The sequence below is a fragment of the Salinisphaera sp. SPP-AMP-43 genome, from assembly GCF_049568105.1.
Lineage (GTDB): Bacteria > Pseudomonadota > Gammaproteobacteria > Nevskiales > Salinisphaeraceae > Salinisphaera.
Genome location: NZ_CP145335.1, coordinates 582,436 through 606,208 on the forward strand (window position 1 = coordinate 582,436; position 23,773 = coordinate 606,208).

General features: G+C 64.2%; 18 protein-coding genes. 7 read left to right on the forward strand and 11 right to left on the reverse strand.

Annotated elements, in window-relative coordinates; genetic code table 11:
* Positions 1 to 240: 240 nt before the first annotated feature.
* A complete protein-coding gene (locus tag V5738_RS02480) occupies positions 241 to 813 on the reverse strand; it encodes an HD domain-containing protein (protein WP_423822822.1) in 573 nt (190 codons plus the stop codon).
* Entirely contained in the window at positions 810 to 1,949 is a 1,140-nt protein-coding gene (gene tmpA, locus V5738_RS02485; protein ID WP_423822823.1) for a 2-trimethylaminoethylphosphonate dioxygenase, read from the reverse strand. Before tmpA ends, V5738_RS02480 begins: the two co-directional genes overlap by 4 nt.
* A gap of 117 nt (positions 1,950 to 2,066) precedes the next feature.
* Between tmpA and V5738_RS02490 the strand changes: the two genes are divergently transcribed.
* The gene (locus V5738_RS02490; RefSeq protein ID WP_423822824.1) at positions 2,067 to 3,095 is read left to right on the forward strand and encodes a GlxA family transcriptional regulator; all 1,029 of its coding nucleotides are present in this window, start codon (positions 2,067 to 2,069) and stop codon (positions 3,093 to 3,095) included.
* A 12-nt stretch (positions 3,096 to 3,107) separates the two neighbouring features.
* On the opposite strand, the gene V5738_RS02495 is transcribed toward V5738_RS02490, so the two are convergent.
* The 3 genes from V5738_RS02495 to fhuF form a co-directional block, all read right to left on the reverse strand.
* Positions 3,108 to 4,343 (reverse strand): TauD/TfdA family dioxygenase, encoded by a 1,236-nt coding sequence (locus V5738_RS02495; RefSeq protein WP_423822825.1) that lies wholly within the window; start codon positions 4,341 to 4,343, stop codon positions 3,108 to 3,110.
* 711 nt (positions 4,344 to 5,054) lie between these two features.
* On the reverse strand, positions 5,055 to 6,695 hold the full coding sequence (locus V5738_RS02500) for a multidrug ABC transporter permease/ATP-binding protein (protein WP_423822826.1): 1,641 nt from the start codon (positions 6,693 to 6,695) through the stop codon (positions 5,055 to 5,057).
* Between the two features lie 34 nt (positions 6,696 to 6,729).
* The gene (fhuF, locus tag V5738_RS02505) at positions 6,730 to 7,578 is read right to left on the reverse strand and encodes a siderophore-iron reductase FhuF (protein WP_423822827.1); all 849 of its coding nucleotides are present in this window, start codon (positions 7,576 to 7,578) and stop codon (positions 6,730 to 6,732) included.
* Between the two features lie 280 nt (positions 7,579 to 7,858).
* On the opposite strand from fhuF, the gene V5738_RS02510 reads away from it, so the two are divergent.
* Entirely contained in the window at positions 7,859 to 9,418 is a 1,560-nt protein-coding gene (locus V5738_RS02510) for a flavin-containing monooxygenase (RefSeq protein ID WP_423822828.1), read from the forward strand.
* 123 nt (positions 9,419 to 9,541) lie between these two features.
* On the opposite strand, the gene V5738_RS02515 is transcribed toward V5738_RS02510, so the two are convergent.
* From V5738_RS02515 to speB, 3 genes are all read right to left on the reverse strand, one after another.
* Positions 9,542 to 10,276 (reverse strand): MBL fold metallo-hydrolase, encoded by a 735-nt coding sequence (locus V5738_RS02515; protein WP_423822829.1) that lies wholly within the window; start codon positions 10,274 to 10,276, stop codon positions 9,542 to 9,544.
* On the reverse strand, positions 10,273 to 11,589 hold the full coding sequence (locus V5738_RS02520; RefSeq protein ID WP_423822830.1) for a purine-cytosine permease family protein: 1,317 nt from the start codon (positions 11,587 to 11,589) through the stop codon (positions 10,273 to 10,275). The genes V5738_RS02515 and V5738_RS02520 overlap by 4 nt, the downstream gene beginning before the upstream one ends.
* A gap of 108 nt (positions 11,590 to 11,697) precedes the next feature.
* Positions 11,698 to 12,645 (reverse strand): agmatinase, encoded by a 948-nt coding sequence (speB, locus tag V5738_RS02525; RefSeq protein WP_423822831.1) that lies wholly within the window; start codon positions 12,643 to 12,645, stop codon positions 11,698 to 11,700.
* A gap of 177 nt (positions 12,646 to 12,822) precedes the next feature.
* On the opposite strand from speB, the gene V5738_RS02530 reads away from it, so the two are divergent.
* A complete protein-coding gene (locus V5738_RS02530; protein WP_423822832.1) occupies positions 12,823 to 14,181 on the forward strand; it encodes a sigma-54 interaction domain-containing protein in 1,359 nt (452 codons plus the stop codon).
* Here V5738_RS02530 and V5738_RS02535 read toward each other — a convergent pair.
* Positions 14,165 to 15,433: a PQQ-dependent sugar dehydrogenase gene (locus V5738_RS02535; protein WP_423822833.1), complete on the reverse strand. Its 1,269-nt coding sequence runs from the start codon at positions 15,431 to 15,433 to the stop codon at positions 14,165 to 14,167. The two genes, V5738_RS02530 and V5738_RS02535, sit on opposite strands and share 17 nt — an antisense overlap.
* Positions 15,434 to 15,699: 266 nt before the next feature.
* Positions 15,700 to 16,734, reverse strand: a complete 1,035-nt coding sequence (locus V5738_RS02540) for an alpha/beta fold hydrolase (protein ID WP_423822834.1) — start codon at positions 16,732 to 16,734, stop codon at positions 15,700 to 15,702.
* Positions 16,735 to 16,911: 177 nt separating this feature from the next.
* On the opposite strand from V5738_RS02540, the gene V5738_RS02545 reads away from it, so the two are divergent.
* From V5738_RS02545 to V5738_RS02555, 3 genes are all read left to right on the forward strand, one after another.
* Positions 16,912 to 17,985, forward strand: coding sequence for an NADH:flavin oxidoreductase/NADH oxidase (locus V5738_RS02545; RefSeq protein ID WP_423822835.1), 1,074 nt, complete (start codon positions 16,912 to 16,914; stop codon positions 17,983 to 17,985).
* Positions 17,986 to 18,164: 179 nt separating this feature from the next.
* Positions 18,165 to 19,148 (forward strand): bile acid:sodium symporter family protein, encoded by a 984-nt coding sequence (locus tag V5738_RS02550; RefSeq protein WP_423822836.1) that lies wholly within the window; start codon positions 18,165 to 18,167, stop codon positions 19,146 to 19,148.
* Positions 19,145 to 20,356 carry an MFS transporter gene (locus tag V5738_RS02555; protein WP_423822837.1) on the forward strand — a complete coding sequence of 404 codons (1,212 nt, stop codon included), beginning with the start codon at positions 19,145 to 19,147 and terminating at the stop codon, positions 20,354 to 20,356. The genes V5738_RS02550 and V5738_RS02555 overlap by 4 nt, the downstream gene beginning before the upstream one ends.
* A 250-nt stretch (positions 20,357 to 20,606) precedes the next feature.
* Here the strand turns inward: V5738_RS02555 and V5738_RS02560 are convergent, their stop codons facing one another.
* Entirely contained in the window at positions 20,607 to 21,494 is an 888-nt protein-coding gene (locus V5738_RS02560) for a metallophosphoesterase (RefSeq protein ID WP_423822838.1), read from the reverse strand.
* Between the two features lie 126 nt (positions 21,495 to 21,620).
* Here V5738_RS02560 and V5738_RS02565 point away from each other — a divergent pair, with 126 nt between their 5' ends.
* Positions 21,621 to 23,759: a TonB-dependent receptor gene (locus V5738_RS02565; protein WP_423822839.1), complete on the forward strand. Its 2,139-nt coding sequence runs from the start codon at positions 21,621 to 21,623 to the stop codon at positions 23,757 to 23,759.
* Positions 23,760 to 23,773: the final 14 nt, after the last annotated feature.

Consider the following 23,773-nt stretch of genomic DNA (forward strand, 5'->3'; position numbering starts at 1 on the left):
GGGCGGCCGAATACGGAAACCTTAGGCGCGCCATGATCAACGACACGACGGCAATCCGGCGTTGTTGTGGTCTTGGGTAGGACGACGCCCGCGCTGGCGATACCTTGGCTTGCGGCAAAACGGCGTTGGGCGCGGACGCATACGACACATCACCAGAGCTGGGCCAGGTAACCAGAGGGTATGGCTTCGAATCCAGTGTCGCCGATAGCGCGGTGCGTCGAATGATGGATCGCGGTCGGCTCAACCGCTGGGCTCGGCCGCGAACGGTGTTCGCGACAGCACACGCTCGAGCATGGGCCGGAAATATTCGAGCGGTAGCGTGTCGTAATCGGGGTCGAACGAGACCTGATCCCACTGGTCGCAGAAATAGACGGTTCGTTCGTAGGCCGGATGATCGCGAAAGTCGTCGCGGGCATGCCGGTCGAGGCCGTAGAAGTGACGGTAGTGATAGCCCTGGAACAGTTCGTGATGACGAATCATCCAGGTATTGAGCGGATCCACGAAGGGTTCGAGGATGCCCGCGGCGATATCGGCGTGATTGTCTGGCGCCAGATCGTCGCCGATGTCGTGGAGCAGGGCGCAGACCACCATCTCTTCGTCGGCGCCGTCCCGCAGCGCGCGCGTGGCCGTCTGCAGACAGTGCGTGTACCGATCTACCGGGTAGCCGTGATTGTCCCCCTTGAGCCGCAGCAGATGTTCCAGTACGCGGTCGGTAACGCCATTGCGATAGCTCTGAAAATGGTCGTCAATGATTTGCCAGTCGTTCGAGTCGCTTTCGTCGAAGCGCGTGAATTTAGCCTGTTGTGGGCTCATGCGGACACCTCGTCTGCGGATTGGGTGGCGAATCGACGGCGCAGGGTGCGGCGGCGGCTTTCGGTGGTGTCGCGATCGACATAGCCCTGGCGCATATGCCGCTCGCCGCCGGCCAGCTGGTAGGCGGTCCGGCCGTGGAACAGCCGGTAATTGTCCATGATCAGCATCTCGCCTTCTGCGAGTTTGAGTTTGACGGTCAACTCCTCGGAGGTGATCAGCTCGCGAAATGCCCGACGGGCGGCGTAGTACTGCTCCAGATGGTCAGGCGCCAGCGCAGGCACGCACTCGGTTCGGCTGTTGTAGCGCACGCGAATCGGCTGGTTCTGAAAATTCAGCTCGATGAGCGGCCCTTCGCTTTCCAGATGCGCCGAGTCGTCGCGGTAGCGGAAATGGACCGGCGTCTGCGTCAGGCATGCGTAGGCGGCCGGGTCGCGTTCGGCCAGCCGGCGGGCCGCCATATAGCCATCGACCAGGGTGCTGTCGCCGCCCTCCGAAGCATTGCAGAGGCAATGCAGCCAGATATAGCCGGGAATCGGGTCGCGATAGGGGTTGTCGGTATGCGGTTCCAGGCCACGCTGGGTCATGGTCAGGTCGTAGGCGTTGGCCACCGAGCGTACGTCTGCGATGCCGCCCCAGTTGGTCCGTCGCAATGGGCCGATCCGGTCGATCAGGGCCTGCATGCCGTCCATGGTGGTCGGCACGCCCTGCACGCGAACGAAACCGAAGCAACGCAACTGCTCGAGCATGACACCCAGCGCTTGATCGTCGGCGATCGCGGCGTCGAAAGTCGACTCCGGAATCGTGTCGAGCTGGCTGTCCCACAGCAGCCGATCGTCGAGTGCATCGCCTTCGGCGTCGTCCTGAGCGAGCAAGTGCTCGATGTCGAAGATCGTGTGATGCCCGTCGCTGAACGCCAGTTCCAGGCGATTCGCGTCGGACTCGAGATGGGTGATATTCAGATCCAGCGGTAATTCGGCCGGATCGATCAGGCGTTGCCCGGTCTGCGGGTCGCGCGTTTGTTCGTCCGGTGCGTTCTCGCGCAGCCAGAGCGCGGCGAACTGATGCTGGTGGTCGCCGGTTGCCAAAGTCAGTCGGCGGTTGCCGGGTTCGAGTGTAGCGTGGAACGACTGGGTCATTTCGATGTCTTCGCTTTGAATGCGATTGCCAGGGCTGTCGGTCGATAGGGCTCTATCGTGACAAGCTGGGCCAGGTCGAATTTGATCAAAAAAGTCGTTTGTTTGACTATATAGGGTATGAAAGAAGACGCCTCGGACGACTGGGTCTATATTCGCCCGGACCTGCCGCAGCGGCTGACCTACGACCAGGCGGCCCGCACGGTCAGCGTCTGGTTGCTGCCGAAGTTTTCGATGCTGGCGCTGTTTTGCCTGCTCGAACCGCTGCGGGTGGCCAATCGTTTCGGCCGAGCCTTGTTCGCCTGGGAGTTGCTATCGGTCGATGGCCAGCCGGTAACAGCCAGCAATGGGGTGACCTTGTCGGTAGACGGCGCGACCGACGGGCTCCCGCGCGGCGAGATGCTGGCCGTCGTATCGTCCTATGAAGCCGAAGTCGCGGTCGGCGACGAGCATCTGGCTTGGCTGCGCCGGGTGGCCGCCCAGGGCAAGCTGATCTGTGGGCTGGAAACCGCGGCCTTCGTCATGGCGCGGGCCGGGGTGCTTGCCGGCCATCGTGTGGCCCTGCACTGGGAAAGTGTGCCGGCGTTTCAGGAGGAATTCCCCGGGCTGGAGATCAGCCCGGCGCGTTATGTCTTCGACGGCGCGCGTTTGACCGGCTCGGGCGGCACCACCAGTCTCGATATGATGCTCGATTGGCTGGAACAGATGCATGGCACCACGCTGTCGGCGTCGGTCGCCCGGCAGCTCATGCATCGGCGACAATCCGCCGAGCCGGAGCCCGGCGAGGATGCGACGATCCAGCGCAACACATCACCCACTGCAGTCGCCAAGGCGCTCGCGATCATGGAAGCGACGGTCGATTCGCCGCTGCCGCTTGCGACTCTCGGGCAACGGGTGGGTAAGTCGCCGCGGCAGCTCACGCGTCTGTTCAAGACCCATGTCGGGCAATCGCCGCAGCGTCATTATCTGACCATTCGGTTGGATCATGCGCAGCGTATTCTGGCTGAAAGCCGCCTCAGCGTGACCCAGACCGCGGTGGCCACCGGCTTCGAACATCTGGCGCATTTCAGCCGCGTCTATACCGCGCGCTTCGGCGAATCGCCGCGGCAGACCGCTCGGCGAGGCACCCGCGCCTCGCCGAGCGGCTGACCAGCCGGCGCCTCAGCCGCTCGCCTCGACCTGCCGCTCGCGTTCGGCGCGCCGGATCATGCGCAGCCGGGAGCGGATCTCATCGCGTTCGAGATAGCAGCCCTGCAGCCAGCGGCTGCCGCCGGTGCCGGGGTCGAAGGCATCGCGACCGTGCAGCAGGCGCCGGTTGTCGAAGATCACCAGATCGCCGGGCGCGTAGGTAAAGCGCAGAGCGAATTGGGGCTCCTTCAACAGCGTCTGCAGACAGATCAGCGCGGCATAGGCCGGCTCGATATCCTCGAACGGCGCCTGTAGCGGCCCGCGCAGAAAATCCGCGACTCGGATTTCGGTCACGCGACCGCTGGGATCGCACTTGATCATCGGCTCGAACCAGACGTGGTCGCTGGTCTTCGCCGTGTTGGCGAAACACCAGCGCACCCGGGTGAGCGTATCGAAGTGCTCCGGATGGCGCGCTCGCAGGGTCTCGGCGACGGCAAACCCATCCATCATCACGGCCTGCCCGCCGACCGCGCTGTTCTCTAGGCAGTGCAGCAGCTGCAGACCCGGCTGATATTCACGGGTTGGCAGATCCACATGCGGCGGCAGTGCGATCGATGTATAGGCGTTGGAATCGGGGTCGGGCTTGGCCCGGACATCGAACAGGCTGCCGAAATTGGTCGGCCGCAGTACCCCTAGGCGTGCCGCGATCGCGTCGAGCGTGCCCGGCACCGTGGGCAGATTACGCAATCGGACCAGCCCCTCACCGATGACCGCCTCGAGCGCCTGCCCCAGTAGGGCATCGGAGGCTGGGTCGCCGTCCGTATGTTGCAGCCAGCGGCCGGCGTCCAGGCTGATCGGGTCGCTGCGGGTCTCGGCTGTCCAATGCCGGGTCGGCACCAGCGGGGCGTCCGGGTCTTCGAGATGGGAATAGTCGTTGGCACGCAACCAGCCGGGGTGAAACGACAGCGTGTGTTGTTCGGGGGCGAAACGGATCGACACCGCGCCGGAGTCTTCCAGCCAGGCCGCAGTGAGGGTCGGCCAGTCGGCCAGTTGTGACAGGTCGAGCACGCGCTCGCGGGTCTTCGGATTGACGGTCGTCTGGTCGGCGGCGTTCTCGCGCAGCCAAACGCTGTGATATCGGCTCACCCGCCCATCTTGCCAGGTGACGGTCAGGACCCGGTCCTGATGCGCGACATGGTCGACCGGGGTGTCGACCGGCCAAGTATCGAAGTCGGGAGTGGCCGGAAGTTCCAGTGCAGCTGCGGACATGGCTCTTTCGTGCTCGATGAGTTTCGGCCGATATTAGCCGGCCGGTCCGTGGCTGAGTTTGATGGAAAAAGCCTTATATTGGCTTTTTTAAGACGCCGAAAGTCGGCGAAAGCCATAGATATCGACCGTAAGACGTTGAGCTATCCAGTCAACGTTAACGTTGGGCCTATCGATGTGCCCTGTAGGCGCCGGGTTGGGCGCGGGTGGCCGAGCTGTGGTGGGCTACGCCCAGGTTCGCCATGCCGCGGGCGCGATCGGCCGCCTAACCTGAAGAGCCAAGTGGGCAACCATTAAAAATATGACAATCCGGCGTTGGCGCCTCGCGTGGCGTGCCCCGATCAAGGCGCGTAACGCGGCTCCGACGCGATTGGGCTCGCAATCGACCGTGGCTGCTCACTGACGTCGCGCTACGCCGCTGTATTCGCGGCGCTTCGGCTTGCCGCCCGACACCCGTGGCGCGGGCGCGCACGACACTTCAACAGGCCTTAAGCGCTGTGGCTGGCTTTATCGTCGTGTTTTTAGCCATACAAGATCCGGGGATCGTCAGTTGACAGGTCGAGCGTGTCGATACCGAGATCGGTGCATCGTCAGACGACCGGCGAGCAGAAGAAGGCCGGCCGGGCAGGCAAACGTTGTGCCTGCCCGGCGGCATAGCATTCGATTTGGGGCATGCGCTATCGCGGGCAAGCCGGGGTTGGGTCTTGCAAGGAATCAGCTGATGCGAGCAACCGCATCGGCTGTGGCGGCCTGGCGTTCGGAGCCGGTGAGTTCGTATAGATGGCCATCGCGCATTTCCAGCAGCCGGTCGGCGGCTTCGAAGTAGCTGTCGTCGTGGCTGATCGCGACCACGGTATGGCCGAGTTCGCGAAAGGCCGGCAGCAGCTCGTGGTAGAACACACGACGAAAGATCGGGTCCTGGTCGGCGGCCCATTCGTCCAGCAACAGGATGTCGCGACGTTCGGCTAGGGCCGCGAGCATGGCGACGCGTTTGCGCTGGCCCTGGGACAGCTGGGTATCCAGCAGCGCGCTACCTTCGCGCGAGAGTTTGCCGTCGAGCTGGAGCCGGTGGCACCAGTGGTCGATGAAGGCATCGTCCGCGCCGTGGCCGTCGGCGCCGAGCAGGCGATCGAACAAATGGAAATCGGTGAACACGGCCGAGAATAGCCGCCGCAGGGTGCTGCGTTCGGTATCGGCGACCGGGGTGTCGTCGATCGCGATCGTGCCGGTATCGGGCCGATAAAGGCCGCAGAGCAGTCGTGCCAGAGTGGTCTTGCCGCTGCCGTTGCCGCCGATGATGAACACCAGTTCGCCGCGGGCCAGCGACAGGTCAATCGGGCCGATGGCAAAGCCGCCGTCGTAGGCAAAGCGCACCCTGCGTAGGTCGATGCGCTGCCAGCCGGCCGGGGCCGGATGGGTATCGAAATCGGGCGAATAGGGCGTTAAGTCGAGCGCGGCCAGTTTGTCGAAGGCCACCTGGGCATTGAGCACCGGCGGCAGAGCGCCGACCGCGCCGATCATAGGCGTGCGCAAAAACAACAGGGTCAGGGCATAGGTCGCCGCGATCGTGGTATTGGCCCAACCGAGCCCGTTGGCCAGGAAGAACACCAGCCCGATCGCACCGAGCATCATGATGTTGGCCCAGTTATTGGCCGATAGATGAAAAGTGTCGGCGCGGATGATGTGGCGCCGGTAGTCTTTGGCATGCGCGGTGTAGCGACTGGTATACAGATCGCGAGCCCGCTCACGGTTGAGAGCCAGTTCCTTACGGCCATTGATGATGGTCTCGTAATCGCGATAGAGCGCATCTTCGGCTTCGCGGACCCAGGCCAGATGGGCATAGACCCGGCGCACCAGCCAGCTGCCGATGCCCATGGTCACTACGATCCAGACCGCGGTGACCAGCAGCAGCGGCAGCGACAGCCAGCCCAGATAGACGACGCTGGCCAGCGTGAGGATCGTGCCCTGAACCAGTTCTGGCAGGCGTACGAAGGCGACCGTGATGTTGCGGATATCCGCCGACAGGCTGGCCAGCAGGGCCGCGCTGCCGATCGCCTCCTGGCGGGCGATATCGGTATCTAGAATGCGTTTGACCAGCTTGGAACGCAGATCGAAGACGAAGTAATGGCCCAGTGTGGTTAGGCCGAGCTGGGCCACCAGGGCAATGATCAGCAGGGCAACGATCAAGCCAAAGAACTGGGGCAGGGCCGATAGCGCAGCATCGCCAGTGGCGATCAGCCTTTGATTGATGAAGGCGATCACGCCGATGCCGAGCCCGGCATTGGCCAGGCTGGCGAGCATCACGCCAGTAAACGCCAGGCGATAATCGCGAACGATCAGACGAATCAGATCCATGGAGGAGCGGTCGGTAGCAGCGGGCAGGGCGAGCTCAGGATACGTGGCTCGTGGCTTGGGTGTCGGCGGGGGCCGCGTAGGTGATCACGCGTGGGCAGTTCGCGCATAGCGCCAGTGTCGGATCGAGATCGCGGACACAACATAGTCGGCGGCATTCGGCGGTCGGTTCGCCGTTGCCGTCGCGGGCGCCGGCGGCCAGCGACTTGAACGGCGCATGGAACGGGTTGTCGCCGTCGTCGTTCGGACGTTTGGGGGCTTCGAGCAGGGCGCGTGCCTGCTGTCGGGCTGCGGCCGGCGCGCGGTTTTGCTCATCGAGCTGGTCGAGCGCCCAGGCGTAGTACATCGCAGCGTTCGACGCGAACACCCGGGGCGACAGGCCGCAGTCAGCAGCCAGGGCGGCCATCAGCGGGCTCATCACGGTATCGATCAGCGAGGCCATGTCGCCCGGCGCGGCACGCGCGATCAGCGGCTCGCGGTCGAACACGAAGTATGCCGCCGTGCCGTCTTCGCGATAGTGGAGCTGCCAGTGCGCAGGATCGAGATCCAGGGGCCGGCCAGCGCCAGTCTGGATCACGACCGTCGGAATGATCAGACGCGCAAAGAAAAACTTCGACCAGTCGGTCGCGGCCGCGCGCCGATCGTTGATGCCGTGGGCTTGGGCATAGGCCGACAGCAGCGTATCCAGCGCGCCGCCATCGACCAGATTCGCGCCGGCCACCGTGGGCCCGGCATCGGCCGGGGGCCGATCGACCAGGGCATCAGCGAAGAAATCGAGCCGATCATGAAAGTAGCGCGCGTACATGCCGCTGGGGTGATGCGAATGGTTATCGATACGGTAACGCGGGCCGGTCCGCGAAGAAAGCAAGCCGGCGCTGACGGGCATGCCGACAATTCTGACATGTTTTCTTGTCGGAATTGTCGGAGATTGCTATGTTGCGCCCTAGGGCATGTTGAGGTTTCGTGTGAGTCCTGGTCCTGAAAGGTTGCGCCCCAAATTGCTTCGGGCCGCGTGACGAGCCTTGATCGTGGCCCGCTACGACACAGCGGCTCGCGCCGCGCCCGCCACGATTGGGGGCAACGCGGCGCTCGGACGAGCCGTCAATACGCCCTAGACTCGACTGCGTCGCAACGCAGCATTACACCGCCTGCGATGGAGGTCTGCCATGGCCGTGACCCGCCTGTTGTCTCGACTCAATCCCTTGGCTGGCCGCCCGGGCGATACCGATATCGATATTGCGATCGTCGGGGCCGGTTTTTCCGGCCTGGGCATGGCGATCCAGCTCAAAAAAGCCGGCTATGCGCATGTGACGCTTCTCGAGCGGGCCGCCGAAGTGGGCGGCACCTGGCGGGATAATCATTATCCTGGGGCCGCCTGCGATGTAGCCTCGCATCTGTATTCGTTCTCTTTCGAGCCCAACCCCCACTGGTCGCGTGCCTTCGGTCAGCAGCCGGAAATCTTCGACTACATCAAGAAGGTGGCGGCCAAGCACGATTTATATCGCCAGATCCGGTTCAATACCACGATCGAATCGGCGCGCTTCGACGCCGCAGCCGGCATTTGGCATGTGCATACCGCCGCCGGCGAGGAGTTGACGGCGCGGGTGCTGATTTCCGCGGTCGGCGCGCTGTCCGATCCGGCTTACCCGAGGATCGACGGGCTCGACAAGTTCGCCGGCAAGCTCATGCATACCGCCGACTGGGACGACGATTACGACTTGGCCGGCAAGCGGGTCGCGGTGATCGGCTCCGGGGCCTCGGCGATCCAGGTGGTGCCGGAAATCCAGAAAATCGCCGCCCAGATGACGGTCTTTCAGCGCACGCCGAGCTGGATTACGCCCAAGCCAGACCGGCCGATACCGGCCACCGAGCAGGCCGAATATCGGGATTCGTTCTACAAACTGGCCAAGCGGCGCTATCGGATCTACTGGATGAGTGAGCTGTTCGCGCCGTTCATCATCTCCGATCGGCCGTTTTTCAAACAACGCGCCGAGCGCATGGCCAAGGCCCATATCCGGCGCCAGGTTGCCGATCCGGGGCTGCGCGAAACCGTGACCCCGGACTATGCGATCGGCTGCAAGCGGGTGCTGATCTCCAACGACTGGTATCCGGCGATCCAGGCCGACAATGCCGAGCTGGTGGCCGACGGCCCGGCCCGAATTACCGAAAACAGCATCATCCTGAAAGACGGCCGCGAGATCGAGGTCGATGCGATCGTCTGTGCTACTGGCTTCAAGGTGCCCTCGAAGGCAGCCTCGTTTCCGATCATCGGCCTGGACGGGCTGGATCTGGATACGGCCTGGGCCGATGGCGCCGAGGCCTACAAGGGCGTGGCCGTGTCCGGTTTTCCCAACCTGTTTTTCTTGATGGGCCCAAATACCGGCCCGAGCCATACCTCGGTGCTGGCCTTCACCGAAATGCAGATGGATTACATCGCCAAAGCTATCGACCATATGCGGCGCCAGGATCGCAAATGGCTGATGGTGAAAAAGACCGTCCAGGACCGCTTCAATCGCGGCATCCAGAAACGCATGCAGCATACGGCCTGGACCACCGGCTGTAGCAGTTGGTATCTGACCGATTCTGGCAAGAACACTACGCTCTATCCCGGTTTCAACTGGGAGTATCGGCTGCGTTTATGGCTGTTCCGGGCCAGCGACTACGAGTCCGCGGCCTGGGGCGAGCATCCATGGGCTGGCAGCGGCGTGGACCGGAAGGCCAGCTAGGACGTATTCGCCGGCCGGGCCAGCCGCCAGCATACCGGCCTGAACTTGTGGCCCGATCCGCTTAGGATCGTGTGCCCGCAAGCAAGGCCCTGTGGGCTGGGAGCTACGGCGCATCAATACGCTCTAGCGTTGGTGGCGCCGCAGCCAGTCGTCGATCAGCGCGTGCAGATGCGCGCCGGAGAAACTCGGAAAATGGCCGCCATGCACTACCCGTGCCGGTAGGGCGCGTAGCCGGCGCATGCTGCGGGCGTAATCATCGAGATCGCTGTGATAGAGGTCTTCGATCAACGGCCCGTCGTAGATCAGATCGCCCGAAATCAAGGTCGCAGTCGCGGCTTCCCAGAGTGCGATGCCACCGGGTGAATGCCCTGGCGTATGGATGACTTCCAGCTGTCGATTGCCCAGATCGAACACATCGCCGTCGTCCAGTGTTTGAACGGCCCGCGGCGGGTACAGGCGATGGCTATGGTATTCGAAGGGGGCTGGGGGCAGCGCCTCGAACATCTCGTCGCCCAGAAAAGCATCGGCCAGGGTGCGTTCGCGATCCGGGGCCGTCAGGATATCGGCTTCGGCCGCGTGGATATGGCAGGTGTCGAACTCGTGGGCAGCGCCGATATGATCGAAGTGGCTATGGCTCGCGACGGCATACAGGTCGCGTTCGGCAATCCGGGGGACGTGCTTGCGCAGGGACACCGCACCCAGGCCGGAGTCGACCAGCAGATCGTGCTGAGAGCCGCGGACATGCCAGATGTTACAGCGATAAAAAGGCCGGATATACGGCTCGTCGATACAGGTGATGGCCTCTTCGAGCTCGGTCACCCGATACCAGCGGTCGGCGTCGATGCGCAGCTTGTTCATGCTTGGCTCTGTTTCGATTGGGCTACGAATACCTGGGTGCCGATCCAATACAGTCCACCGGTGATGACGAACACCGGCAGCGAGGCGCCGATCGACAGCGGCGCCACCAACGTCCAATAGGCCGCCAGCAGCGCACCGGCGGCATAAGCTGCGATCGCGACCGGGGCCGTAGCCGGGCCGACCTGTCGACGCGCGGTGAGCAACTCGCGATCGTAACCCTGTCGGGTCACCAGATAATAGTCGACGATCATGACTGCGAACGCGGGAATGAACAGCGCACCGATGAGCAGCAGGAAGTTCTGGAATTGGTCGAGAATGCCGGGAATCAGGGCGCCCACGACCGAGACCACGCCGATCGCCAGCGCCGGTTTCCAAAAAGCCATGCCCGGGGCGACGTTCATACACGACAGGGTGGCGCTGTAGACCGCCATGACGTTGGTGGTCATGACCGAAAAGAAGATGACCAGTGCAGCCGGAAAGCCGAAACCGTATTCGGCCAGCAGCTTGGTCGGGTCGTAGGTCTGGGCCATGCCGCCCATGATCGACAGTCCGGAAACCGCGGCCCCCAGCCCCATGGCGATGACCGTGGCTGCGACATAGCCGATCCAGGTGCCGGCCACGGCGGCGCGGCCGTCGACGCAGTTGCGATTGTAGTCGGCCGAAGACGAAATCCAGGAAAAAGCGGTGGCCACGACGATATCGAAGGCGATACCGAGGGTGATGCCGTTATGCGGATCGGGCGACATCTGCAGCAGGCTGCCCAGCTCGTAGTGCCGGGACAGTTCGTAGACCACTACGGCGGCAAGGATCACCATCGCCGAGGCCACCCAGCGTTCGACCCGTTCGATACCGATATGCCCGCGCAGCACGATACAGACCACGATCACTTCGCAGACCACGGTCATCAAAGCCAGATTGTCGTAGCCGGTCGCGGCCTGCACTGCATAGTTCAGGCTCATGCCCGCCAGCAGTGCCTGAATCCAGCTCCAGGCGATCAGCACGCTCATGTTGACCAGTGAAATCAGGCGGCTCCCGGTCGGCCCATAAGCCCGGCGGGTGAGCACCATCGACGGCAGTCCGGTGCGTTGGCCCATCAGGCCGACCAGCACCAATGGGATGGCACCGACCACCGAGCCGATGAAGACCGTGCCCAGCGCCGTGCTAAAGCGCAGATCGGGCACCAGCAGCATGCCGGTGAGAATGGTCGTGACTACGACATTGGCGCCCAGCCATAACGCGATCGTGCCGAACAGCTTTAGGCTGCGGGTCTGTTCGTCTCCGAGAGTGTCCTGGCCCAGTAACGGGTTGCGCATGGTCAAAGCCCCCTTTGGCTTGTCGGTACCGGCCCGGCGGCGCCGGGCGGGTTTTATGGATCGGGCGCGATCGAGCCGGCCGCGCCGGTTTGTCACGCTCTGGCGCTGCTAGCGATAGGCCACGCCCGGTAGGACACACAGCATTTCGTAGGCTAGATTGGCGGCCACGATCGAGGTCTGGTTATTGGCGTCGTAGGCCGGCGAGACCTCGACCAGATCAGCGCCGACCAGATCCAGCCCGCGCAGGCCGCGGATGATTTCCAGGCCTTGGGGGATGGTCAGGCCGCCGATTTCGACCGTGCCGGTGCCGGGTGCATAGGCCGGGTCGAGGCTGTCGATATCGAAGCTGAGATAAACGGGCCCGCCGCCGACCTGGTCGCGAATCTCATCCATCAGTGGGGTGAGCGACTGATGCCAGCACTGTTCGGCCGGTACCACGCGAAAGCCTTGTTCGCGGCTCCAGTCGAATTCGTCCGGAGAATAGCCGGTGCCGCGCAGCCCGATCTGGGCCACCCGCTGACAGTCGAGCAGGCCTTCCTCGACCGCGCGTCGAAACGGTGTGCCGTGGGCGATGGTCTCGCCGAACATCTGTTCGTTGATATCGGCATGGGCATCGACGTGGACCAGGCCGACCGGGCCGTGTTTGTTGGCCATGGCACGCAGGATCGGCAGCGTCAGCGTGTGGTCCCCGCCGAGCGTGATCGGCGCGACGTCGTGGGCGAGGACGTTGTCGTAATAGGCAGCGATGATGTCGACGCTTTTTTTAAGGTCGAAGGTATTGATCGGCACGTCGCCGATATCGGCGATCTGCATCGACTCGAAGGGCGCGGCGCCGGTGGCCAGGTTGAACGGGCGCAGCATGCGCGATTCATCCCGAATGGCCCGTGGGCCCAGCCGGGTGCCCGGGCGATTGGAGGTGCCGATATCCATCGGGATACCGACGAAAGCGGCATCCAGGCCGGCCGGGCTGTCGGCGGCCGGCAGGCGCATCATCGTGGCCGGGCCGCCGAAGCGGGGCATGTCGTTGCCGCCAAGCGGTTGGTTATAGACCGGCATGAGAAAGGTTCCTGGCAAATGTTGCCCTTATCGGCGCAGTAAACATGCCAAGTCAAAATATCCTATAAACAAATGCTTATGTGTTATTCGATGCATTTATGCATCGTTTATGTCGCAAAATGATGCAAATGCTCGCTCGTCAGGCATGATGGGGCATGGCTCGAATACGAACATGCCATGCCGACAGCGGCCGACCGTGTACTGGCGACCCTGGTCGAGACCACACATGAACATCTGTTGATTGCCGACAGCCAGGGCCGCGTGCTCGCGGCCAGCCCTAGCCTGGCTGCGGTCTATGGCGTGACCCCGGCCGAGTTGGCCGATACCGACGTCTATGCGCTGGAGGCCGCCGGTGTGTTGCGGCCTTCGATCACCCGACAAGTGATCGAAACTGGCCGCGAAACCCGGCTGCGCCAGATCACGAGTACCGGGCGCGCGGTATTGGCCGAGGCGTATCCGGTGTTCGACGACCACGGCGTACTGGTGCGGGTGCTGAGCCGCTCGCGGGATGCGACCGATCTGCGTCATCTGCAGGACGAGTACCAGGCGTTGATGCAGGATCTGGCCCGTCGCGACGAAGCCGGGCAGGGGCCTGCCGAGCCCGAACCAATGGCCGCGAGTGCGGCCATGCGCGAGGTACTGCGCATACTCCAGCGTGTGGCGCCGATCGATATCGCGCTGCTTATGACCGGCGAGTCCGGCTCCGGCAAGACGGCGTTGGCGCGGCGGGTGCATGCCTGGAGCCCGCGCGCGGATGGGCCGTGTGTCGAGATTAACTGCGGTGCGATCCCGCCGAGTCTGTTCGAGTCGGAGATGTTCGGCAGCATGCCCGGCGCGTTTACCGGCGCCCCGGCTGAGGGGCGGGCAGGGCATATCGAGGCCGCCGATGGGGGCACCCTGATTCTCGATGAGATCGCCGAACTCGGCATCGCCATGCAGGCCAAGCTGCTCGAGGTGCTGCAGGCACGACGGGTTACCCGGCTCGGCGCCAACCACCCGACCGCAGTGGATATCCGGGTGATCGCCGTGACCAGCCGCGATCTGGGGGCACAGGTCACAGCCGGGCGTTTCCGTTCGGATCTGTACTACCGGTTGAATGTAGTGCCGGTACGGATACCGCCGCTACGCGAGCGGCGTGCCGAAATCCCGGCCTTGGCCGAGGCCATCATGGCCCGTCTGAACGAGCGCTATGGCGATACCCGGGTCATCGACGATCGTCGCTGGGGGTTTTTGATGAGCCATGGCTGGCCGGGCAATATCCGTGAACTCGAAAATCTGCTCGAACGCGAATGGCTGGAATCCCAGCCGGCAATCCAAGCGAGGGTGGGCGACGACGGAGCATCCGGGTCGCCCCTGGCCGAGGCCGTGGCGGCGGTCGAGCGTCAATGTCTGGTCTGGGCCCGTACCCAGGCCGATAGCACCCATGCCATGGCTGATATGCTCGGGATCAATCAAGCCAGCGTGGTCCGCAAGCTGCGCCGACATGGTCTGGCCGGCCCCGATCGCCATCGGCGCTCGATCAATCGCCGTAGGTGATGCGATAGATCGTGCTGCCCTGGTCGTCGCTGACATACAGCGCGCCTTTCGGGCCGATCGCCAGCCCGGCCGGGCGATGGGCCGCACTGCCGGGCGAGCGCACCACGTTTTCGCCGGTAAACCCACGGGGGCCGGCGAAGGTCTGGTAGTCGCTGCTCGGTTTGCCGTCGACAAACCTTTGATAAACCACGCGAAAACCGCCCTGTGGCGCGGGTGAGCGGTTCCAGGAGCCATGGAAGGCGATAAACGCACCGCCTTGATAGCGTTTGGGAAACGCCGGATGCCGATAGAAGACCACGGCCATCGGCGCCCAGTGCGCCGGATAGGCCGCGATCGGCAAGGTGAAACGGTCGCAGGGCCCACTCTTGTGGCCATCGCCGCCGTACTCGGGATTGAGCAGGTTGGCCTGGCGTCGGCCGTTGTAATAGCAGTAGGGCCAGCCGAAATCGTCGCCCTGTTGGACATCGAGCAGCACCTCCGCCGGCAGACGCTGGTTGTCTTGGCTGGAAAACTGATTCGGCCAGAGGGAGTCGAGCTGGTCGCGCCCCATCTGGGCGCCGATCAGTTGCTGGCGGGCATCGTCGTAGGTGAGCGCGAACATGTTGCGGATGCCGGTGGCAAAGCGTGCGGCGCGGCGAAAGGGTTGCTCGGGCCGGTTGGCAGCAAAACGCCAAACACCGCCGTGTCGGCCGAGCTGGGGGCAGGGTTTGCGCCCCGGCGAGCCGCGTTCGCGATCCGCTTTCTGGCAAGCATTCGAGGGCGCGCCGATCGAGACATAGAGGTGCCCGGCTGTATCGAGCGCTAAGCCGCGGGAGGTATGGGCCTGCCGGCGCGGCAGACCGGTGACGATCGTCTGGCCCGGCCCGGTGGGCATGGCGCCCGGGGCCAGGCGGTAGCGCTGGATTGTGGTCTCGCTGGCGGTATACAGCCAGCCGTTCCGGATGACCAGGCCGGTAGCCCCGCCGTCTCCGAACAATCGGCGGCGATCGGCGACTCCGTTGCCGTCGGTATCGGTCAGCGCCATGAGGTCGTGTTTTTTGTCGCCGCGGTTGAGGTTGGCGTATACCGTGCCGTCGGCCGCTACCGCGATATGCCGCGGCTGGCGGGCATCGCGGGCAAACACCGTGGCACAGAAATGTGGCGGTAGATCCAGGCCGGCGGCGTTGCAGGCTGCCGCAGCGCTACCGGCCCCGCATGCCGCAAGCGCCGCCAGCCCTGCATGGATCAGCACGCGATTTAAACGACGAGCCATGAATATGCAGCTGGCACAAACTCGTCTGCGCTTATATCAACTCCCTGGGGGCGCGGCTATCCGCAGCAATACCCAACCGGGCGATAGAGCGGGGGTTAGGGCCTAGTTGAGGTTTTTATGTGAGTCTGCGCTTGGCCCTTGGGGTTGGGTCGCCCATTGCGCCCTGCGGCGTTTCAAGTCTGGCACGTCACCACGCGGCAACTTGTATCTTTTAGCACCCGATGGATGGACTCCAAAACGATGCGCTCACAAAACCTGATAAGGCCCTAAGGCGCTGATTTGTGCGAGTTTTTGGCTGCGTTATCGAGCGTCTCGGCGAGCGCGGCCCGAAACTGCTTAGGCGCTTCGATAAACGGCAGATGGCCCACGCCGTCGAAGACCACGCGCTGGGCATGCGGCATGCGCGAGACAGCGGATTTCGATAGGGCTGGATAGTTGCCGAGCTGGGCAGCCTTGGCGTCGCTGACCAGGTCCTTGCCGAGCGCGGTGCGATCCAGCGATCCGATCATCAGCGTGGTTTGGGGCTGGATATCGCCGAACTCATAGTAGACGGGCTGGGTATAGACCATGTCGTAGGTCGCTGCCTGGGCCCAGGCCAGCTTGGATCGATCCGGGCTGGCATGCATGCCGGCCAGCATCTGGGCCCAGGGTTGATAGGCTGGTTTCCAGTCGCCGTGGTAATAGCTTTTTGTCTGATAGGCCTTGATGCCCGCATAGTCCTGCTGCATTTCCCGGGCATACCAGGCCTGAATGCCGCGATAGGGTACGCCTTTGGCTTTCCAGTCCTCGAGCCCGATCGGATCGACCAGCACCAGCTGAGGGGTGGTCTCGGGATACATCAGCGCATAGCGCATCGCCAGCATGCCGCCCATCGAATGGCCGAGGATAGTGGCCTGTTCGATATCCAGCGAGTCGAGCAGGGCATGGGTATTGGCGGCCAGATGATGGAAGGTATAGCTATAGGCCGCGGGTTTATCGGATTTCCCGAAGCCGATCTGGTCCGGCACGATCACCCGATAGCCGTGTTTCGACAGCCAGGTCGCGGTATCGCCCCAGTAGGCGCCGGAAAAATTCTTGCCGTGCAGCAGTACGATCACGGGCGCGTTGTGTGCGTCGCCGGCCGCAGGAATATCCATATAGGCCATCTGGACTTGGCCGTGGGGCGTTGGCATCGCATAGCGATGAACCGGATAGGGGTAGTCGTAGTCCGACAGATTCACGCCGAGCGGTTCGACCTCGGCGGCAAGCGCCGGCGTGGCGATGATCAGACACAGACTCAGCAGGCCGGATAAACGAAGCACAATACTGTCCTGGGCGGCGAATGAATCTCCAGATTACCTGTATTCGATCGGGCTTTGACAATCGACTCGATAGATAGATTTAGCCCCCGGCTGGCTTGAAGTCGGCGCAGGCGTACCGATCTAGTCCGGGTGTCGATTTAATTGCCGGCGACAGACCCTGCCGGATTGGAGTACTGCATGCCCGATCTATTCAAGCCCTGGACCATTGGCGATGTGACGTTTCGCAACCGTGTCTTCGTCTCGCCGATGTGTCAGTACTCGGCCGAAGACGGTTATCCCAACGACTGGCACTTCGTACATCTTGGCTCGCGCGCGGTCGGCGGCGCCGGTCTGGTGATGATGGAGGCCACCGCAGTGACCCCCGAAGGCCGGATTACGCCCGGCGATCTCGGCATCTGGAGCGATGATCACATCGCCGAATTCAAGCGCAATGCCGACTTCATCCATGCCCAGGGCGCCGCGGTCGGCGTACAGCTGGCCCATGCCGGGCGTAAAGCCTCCTGTACTGCGCCTTGGGTCGACGGTGGGCGGGCGCTGAGCGCCGCCGAAGGCGCCTGGCAGACCGTGGCGCCCAGCGCGATCGCGTTTTCCGAGAACGCGCCTACGCCGCATGCACTGACCCGCGATGAGATGAACGAACTCATCGAGGCTTTCGTGGCTGCCGCCCGGCGTGCCGATGCCGCCGGCATGGACATGATCGAAATCCATGGCGCCCACGGCTATCTGCTGCATGAGTTCGTCTCGCCGCTATCCAACCAGCGCGAGGACGACTATGGCGGCAGCCTGGCCAATCGCTGCCGCTTCCCGTTGGAAGTGGTACGCGCCGTGCGTGAAGTGTGGCCGGCCAACAAGCCCCTGTTCTACCGGGTCTCGGCCTCCGACTGGGTCGACGGCGGCTGGGATATCGAGCAGACCGTGCAACTCGCCGAATGGCTCAAAGCCGAAGGCGTGGATGTGCTCGACTGCTCGGCCGGCGGCAACACCCCGGATGCCACGATTCCGGTCGGCCCCGGGTATCAGACCGAGTTTGCGGCCCGCGTACGGCGCGAGACCGGTCTGGCCACTGGCGCGGTCGGCATGATCACCGAACCGGTCCAGGCCGAACACATCGTGCATTCCGGCCAGGCCGACTGTGTGCTGTTGGCTCGCGAGCTGTTGCGCGATCCTTATTTCCCGTTGCGCGCGGCCCGTGAACTGCACGGCGACGACAACCAGGCCCCGCCGGTCCAGTATGAGCGTGCCTTTAAATAGACGCCTCTGACGCGACGATGAGGTAAGCCCGCCCGGCCTGTCGTGGCCGGGCGGGTGGCGCAGCCGTACCGGCCGGCGAGGGTGGCTGCCGGCGCGGTACGTCATCGAGAGCCGGGCCACGGTTATGGCCCGGCCGGGCCGCTGCGGCAGCGACCGGCCACCCCGGTTACAATTGTCCCATGCAACGACCGCGCTTTCTTCCGGATAACTTCATTCTGGCCCTGATCGCGGCCATCGCGATCGCCTCCGTGCTGCCGATTCGAGGCATGGCCTCGACGTTCTACGAGCACGTGACCACAGCCGCGATCGCGCTGCTGTTCTTTCTGCACGGGGCCAAGCTCTCGCGCGAGGCAGTGGTGGCTGGGGCATCGAACTGGCGCCTGCATCTGTGCGTGCTGGCGGCCACCTTCGCGTTGTTTCCGGCGATCGGCCTCGTTGCCCACCCGCTGCTCAGTAGTCTACTCACCCCGGCATTGGCCGCTGGTGTGTTGTTCGTCTGTCTGTTGCCGTCGACCGTGCAGTCGTCGATCGCTTTTACTTCGATCGCCGGCGGTAATGTCTCGGCTGCAGTCTGCAGTGCCAGTGCATCGAACCTGATCGGCGTGTTTCTGACCCCGGCCCTGGCCAGCCTGTTCATGAGCCAGGCGGGCCATGCCGGCGGTTCTTGGTCGGCGGTGGCACATATCGTGGGTGAGATCGTGTTGCCGTTCGCGGCCGGCCAGTTCGCTCGCGGCTGGGTCGGCGGCTGGGTGGCGGCCCATCCCAAGGTGGTCAAGTTCGTCGACCAGGGCTCGATCGTGCTGGTGGTCTATGGCGCATTTTCGGCCTCGGTAGTCGAAGGGCTGTGGCATCAGCTCCCGCCGTCGGCGCTGGCCTGGCTGGTGGCCGTGGATCTGGTGCTACTGGCGATCGTGCTGGCGGTGACCTACGGCGTGGGCCGGGCGCTGTTTGTGCGCGAGGATGCACTGGTGCTGTTGTTCTGTGGCTCGAAGAAATCGCTGGCCAGCGGGATCCCGATCGCCCAGGTCTTGTTTGCCTCCAGTGCGCTGGGGGCGATCGTGCTACCGCTCATGATCTTTCATCAGCTCCAGCTCGTGGCCTGTGCGGCGATCGCGCGACGGGCGGCCGTTCAGAGTGATCGCGAACAGGCCGGCACTGCATGACGCATGCCCAACAAAGCTGGGCGATCGCGGCGATCGCTTTTTTCGGCGGGGTCGGCGGCGGGGTAGTGTTTCCGATTCTGCCGGTGATCGGCGCCCAACTCGGGATTTCCGGGGCGATGATCGGCCTGATCCTGTCGGCCAATCGCATCACCCGGCTGGTATTCAATCCGGCCACCGGCGCACTGCTCGATCGTTTTGGCGCCCGCTGGCCGGTCGCCGCCGGCCTAGTGCTGGAAGCGCTGGGCACTGCGGCGTTTTCGATCGCGCTGGTCATGGAGCATCCAACCGGTTGGTTTCTGGCCGGCCGGGTGATCTGGGGCGTCGGTTCGTCGCTGCTGCTGGTGGGGGTTCTGGCGGCGATCATGTCGATCAGCCACAGCCAGGCCCGCGGCAGCATGACTGCCCGCGTGCGTACCGCGATCAGCCTCGGGTTTCCCGGCGGCATGGTCATCGGCGGCTTGATTGCGGATCTGGCGTCTGACAACGCTGCTTTCATTACGGCGACCGGGCTGAGCCTGGCCGCGGCCTTGGCAGCACTGGCGGTGTTGCCGGATCGGGCCGAGAGCCGCGAGCAACGGCCGGCCGACGACGGGCGCTCGCGCTGGGCGGCCTGGGGGGAGGTGCTGAGCCTGGCCACGCTACGCATTATCTTCGCTGCGAACGCGCTGTTGTTCTTCGCCGTCTCCGGTGTATTGCTGGCGACCGTAGCAGTGGTGGTCGAAGTACGCGAGCTGACCGTCTTCGGCATGGGCGCCCAGGGCACGGCCGGTCTGCTCATGGCCGTGTTGATGGGCGCCCGGGCCTCGGCGTCGCTGGCCTGCGGCCGCTATCTCGATCGCAGCAGCTCGCGCACGCGGCTGCTGTTGCCGGCCATGGCTTTGGCGGCGATCGGGTTTGCGGTGTTTGGTATCGCCACCGGGCTGATCGTAGCGATCGTCGGTCTGCTGTGCGTGGGCGCCGGGGCCGGTGGGCTGACTATCCCTATGCTCACGCTGCTCGGCGATGTGGCGCCGTCGCATATTCATGGTCGGGCCTTGTCGGCGTATCAATGGTCGTCGGATTTGGGCGGCGCGCTCGGCCCGATTCTGGGCCTGACGCTCGGCGGCTGGGTCGGCTTCGGGGCGACCTATGTCGCGGTGGGCCTGATGCTTTTGATGATGGCGATACCCCTGCGCCGGCTGGCGGCCGACGAGCGCGCCCGCGGCTGAGCCATGGCACGTCGGGCTCATTCGGCGCGCTAGGGCGTGTTGAGGTGTCGTCCGAGCGCCGTGTTGCCGCGCCAGATCGTGGCTGGCAAGGCTCGTCACGCGGCCCGACGCGATTGGGGCCCAACCTTCGACACAACGACGGTTGGGCCGCCATCGAGCGTTGCTGTTCGCTGACTTAGCGCCAAGACGCTGTATCTCGGCTTGTCGTCCGCAGCGCGGATTCGCACGAAACTTTAATACGCCCTAGCGTTTAGACGTTGTTTGGCTCGATCGGCGTGTGTTCGACGATACGCCCAGTATTGTCGGTCCAGATGGTTTCGGCGCGGCATTGCTCGGCATCGATCTGTAGCCGGATATGATGACGACGCCGGCCGTCGGCTTCGATGCGCGGCACGCGGGCAGCGTTGATGTACAGCGTCTCATCGCGGCGGGCCGCGGTCTGACGCCATTCGCCGGAATGCTTGCTCTGGTGGTGCATATGCCCGGCGAATACGGCTCGGACCCGATGCCCGGTGGCCCGGGCATGGGCGATTGCTTCGGCCAGGTCGCGGTCCCCGAAATCGCCGAGTTCGGGGTCGAAATCGCAGCCGAATGGGGCATCGGCCGTAGTGCCCAGGCCGGCCGGGCCGTTGTGGGCGAGCACGATCAGATCGCGAGGGGCGGTATCGATCAGAGCGCATAGCCGGTCCCGGCTCTCGGTGAGGCTGGCGATGCCGAACGCGCGTTTGAGATAGGGGCGGAAATACAGCCGGTCGCCGCCCATGGCATGCGGCCGGGCGATGATCAGCCCGAGCCCTGGGGCGAGCCGATGCCGGCTGTAGCCGCCTAGGGTGATCGAACCCAGATCCCGGGCCAGACGGGCTACGCGTCGTTGCATGCCGAGCGCGCCCCAGCGGGTGGCCAGCGGCCGGTTCTTGATCTCGGCGATCAGCTGGGCCAGGTTGATTGCATCGTGGTTGCCCGGGATTGCCCAGGCCGGCACCTGCAGGCTAGCCAGGCGCCGGGCGACCGGCCGGCTGTGGGCGATACGAGCGAAATCGCCAACGAACAGCAGTGCGTCGTAGCCGGCCGCATTGAAAAAGGCGGTATCGATATCGTCCCAGGCGCCATGAATGTCGCCGATTACCCCAATCTGCATCCACCCGTTTTAAAAAGCGTGGCCGACTGCGTCAAGACGAAGCCGACTGCGACGCTGTGTCACATGGTCGCTATGCTCGGCGCTGGCTAGGCTTGGCTCGCTGTTCTTTAGTTTTCTGGGCGGGGTATGCGAGTTCGAGCCACCATGATCGTCGGCGGGGTGTATCTGGCTGCGGCCACCCCTGGCTGGGCGGACCCGGGCACGCCCGCAGCTGCGTCCGCCCCCGCCGGATCTACTGCTCGATTGGCGCCGATTTCGGTGGAAGGGTTGGTCAACCAGGCCGTGACGGTCCAGCCGCCGCTGGCAGCGAACACGGTCGATGCCGCGACGGCGATGGCTGCGGTACCGGGCGGTGCGTTGATCGACAACGGCGGCATTTCCGGCCAGATTCAATTCCGCGGGCTGACTGGCTATCGCAATCAGACCGAGATCGACGGCATGGGCGTGGCCTCGGGCGGGCCAAACTGGATGGACCCACCGCTGCACTATGCGCCGGGGGCGCTGGTCGAATCGCTGTCGGTCACCCGCGGGATTCCGGCGGTGGCCGATAGCATCGATACGATCGGCACCACCGCCGAGGCGACCACCCGCCAGAGCCGTTACGCCGAAGGCCAGGATTACGCACTGCACGGCTGGGGCGAGGCGACCACCCAGTCGGTCGACAACGGCTATAGCCTGTCCGGCCAGGCGAGTCTGGCCAACGATACCAATCGGCTCGGGCTGACGGCCGTAACCGATCAAGGCTCGAACCTGCGCACGCCCTACGGCACGCTCAAGGCGTCGTCCTACGATCGCAAACAGTACGGGCTGGATTTCGGCCACCGCGAGGCCTGGGGCGAGACTACCGGTTTCGTGCGTGCGCAGCGCACCGGCGATACCGGCAACCCCGATCTGCCTCTGGACATCGATTTCTTCCATACCACGCTGGCCGAACTGAAACAGACCGCCCGGCTCGGCCAGACGCGGTTGACCGCACAGCTCGACTTCAACCACGTCGAGCATCGCATGAGCAACAGCCTGCTGCGCCCGGCCCCGGATTTCTCGCCGCGCAACGGCGCTGCCGCCGACCCGCGCTATATCCGGGCCCGCAGCCAGCGCTACGGCGTCAAGCTCCAGGCCGAGCATCCGCTCGCGGCCGGGATCTTCACGGTCGGTTTCGATGGTAGCTGGGCCCAGCACGATGCGTTCGTCGGCAATCCCAATAACCCGACCTTCGGCGTGCATGCCTTCGACGATATCCGGCGCGATACCTACAGCGTGTTCGGCCAGTGGGCCGGGCCGATCGCCGGGCCGTGGCACGGCGAACTCGGGATACGCGATACGCGGGTGCATACCTCGGCCGGGCCGGGCGGCGTGGCCGCTGCCCTGCCGACGCCGGCCCAGCGCCTGGCCGCCGATTTTGCGGCCGCCGATCGCAGCCAGACCGACAACAATATCGACGTGGTGGCCAAGCTGCGACGTGAACTCGGTGAGCGTTGGCAGGCCGAGTTGGGCCTGGCGCGCAAAACGCGTTCGCCTTACTACCTCGAGCGCTATGCCTATATACCGCTAGAGGCGACTGCCGGTTCCGCCGATGGCAACAACACGATCGGCGATACCGATCTGTCGCCAGAGGTAGCTTACATGGTGGATCTTGGCTTGAGTTTTACTGGCAGCCGGCTGACGCTGTCGCCCCAGGTCTATTACCACCGCATCAACGACTATATTACTGGCGTACCTTATGCCGGCGGGGATATGGACGTGACCATGGTCTCGACCGTCAACGGCGATCCGACGCCGCTGCAATATGCCAACGTCGAGGCCGAGATCTATGGCGCCGACATCGCCGCGGCTTACCAGCTCAGCGATGCCTGGACGATCTCTGGCGGCGGGGGTTATACCCGTGGGCGGCGTACCGATACCAGCGACAATCTGTATCGCATCGCGCCGGGCAATATCCGGGCCGAACTGGCCTACGATCGGGCCGACTGGCGGCTGTCGCTCACCGAGCGCTATGTGTTCGCCCAGCACGATATCGCCGATTCGCATCGTGATTCGCGGCTGGGCGAGCCTGAAACCGGCGGCTATGCCCTGACCGATATCGCGGCCCGGTATCGGGCCACCCAGTATCTATGGGTCGAGGTTGGAGTCGAGAATCTGTTCGATCGCGGCTATCGCGACTATATGGGTGGCTTCAACCGGGCCGGCAATAGTGCGATCCCGGTGGGTTCCCGGCTGCCCGGGGCCGGCCGCAATGCCCATGCCACGCTGCACATGTCATTCTAGGCCGATAATACTGG